Raw genomic sequence first — 1,574 nt, forward strand, 5'->3', positions numbered from 1 at the left:
ATGAATCAGGAGTTGTAAAGCTAAATGGTGAAGAATGGACAGCTATATCTAAGGATGAATTAAAAATTGAAAAGGGCAAGGTTGTAGAAATTATTGAAATTGAAGGTGTAAAGCTTATCGTTAGAGAGGTCACTAGTACTAATTTAAACAAATAGAAGCGACAGATAAATAATAATTTAGTAAATAAAGGAGGTAGTTTTACATGCCAGTTATTATTATATTAATTATAATAGTAGTTATAATGAGTATTAAGTGTGTTAAGGTCATTCAACAATCTACAGTGGGGATTGTAATGAGATTGGGAAAATTCCACAAAAAGGCTGATACGGGTGTACATTTTTTAGTTCCATTTATCGATACTCTATCTTATAGAATTGATTTAAAGGAAAGAGTAGAGGATTTTCCACCTCAACCAGTTATAACAAAGGATAATGTTACGATGCAAATTGATACAGTAGTTTACTACCAAGTAACAGATCCTATTAGATTTGTATTTGAAATAGCAAATCCAAATGCAGCAATAGAAAATTTAACAGCTACTACACTTAGAAATATTATAGGTGAATTAGATTTAGATGCAACATTGACATCAAGAGATGTTATAAATACAAAGATGAGAGCTATACTAGATGAAGCAACTGATAAATGGGGTATCAAGGTAAACAGAGTTGAACTTAAAAACATAATGCCTCCTCATGATATACAAGTTGCTATGGAAAAACAAATGCGTGCAGAACGTGAAAGAAGAGAATCTATACTTCAAGCAGAAGGTGAAAAAGCATCATCAATACTTAGAGCAGAGGGTGAAAAGCAATCAGCTATACTTAGAGCAGAAGCTAAGAAGGAAGCTATGATAAGAGAAGCTGAAGGTGATAAGCAGTCTAGAATTCTTAAGGCTCAAGGTGATGCAGAATCTATCAGAGAGGTTGCAAAAGCAAGAGCTGAAGGAGAGGCAGTAGTTATTACACAAGTATTTAAGGCTATGAAGGAAGCTGATATAGATGACAACATGTTAGCACTTAAATCTATGGAAGCGCTTGAAAAAGTTGCGCAAGGTAAATCTACTAAGCTTGTCCTACCATCAGAAGCAGTTAATTTTTTAGGAACATTTAAAGGCATAAAAGAAGTTTTAAGCGATGCAAAGGATAGTAGCAAAAAAGAAACTGAAGTAGAAGAAATTGACTTTACAGAAGAATAAAAATAAAAGCAAGCTCCCCTATAATAATACTATTAAAAAATAGTGTTGATTTAGGGGAGTTTTTATTTTGTTTTCTGCAAATATTTTCCTAAAAAAATTGAAAAAATTTAGTGCAAAATTTTCATGAAATTTTTTAATAAAAAAAGTTATGAAAATGTTTTCCTTAAAAAGAAAAGATTTTCCTGGAAAAAAATTAAAAAAAATTTACATAATTAATAATAATATTGTATACAATTCTTGGATTTTAGTCTAAAATAGAATATAGATAACTTGATTGCGAAAATACTATTTAAAAAGGGGGGGATTTCTATTAATTATTTGGATATCATAAAGAAAGAAAATATAGATAGCTTTAAAAGTGGTAATGCTTTAGACA

The 1,574-nt window shown here is 30.2% G+C and carries 2 protein-coding genes; both read left to right on the forward strand.

The features are described from left to right. On the forward strand, positions 1–155 hold a 155-nt coding region (locus tag ACI3VO_RS07060), incomplete at its 5' end, for an NfeD family protein (RefSeq protein WP_439757231.1). 47 nt (positions 156–202) lie between these two features. Next, positions 203–1,198: an SPFH domain-containing protein gene (locus ACI3VO_RS07065; protein ID WP_439757230.1), complete on the forward strand. Its 996-nt coding sequence runs from the start codon at positions 203–205 to the stop codon at positions 1,196–1,198. The last annotated feature ends 376 nt before the right edge of the window (positions 1,199–1,574 follow it).

Origin of the sequence: Intestinibacter sp. (assembly GCF_051866655.1) — a bacterium.
Classification (GTDB): domain Bacteria; phylum Bacillota; class Clostridia; order Peptostreptococcales; family Peptostreptococcaceae; genus Intestinibacter.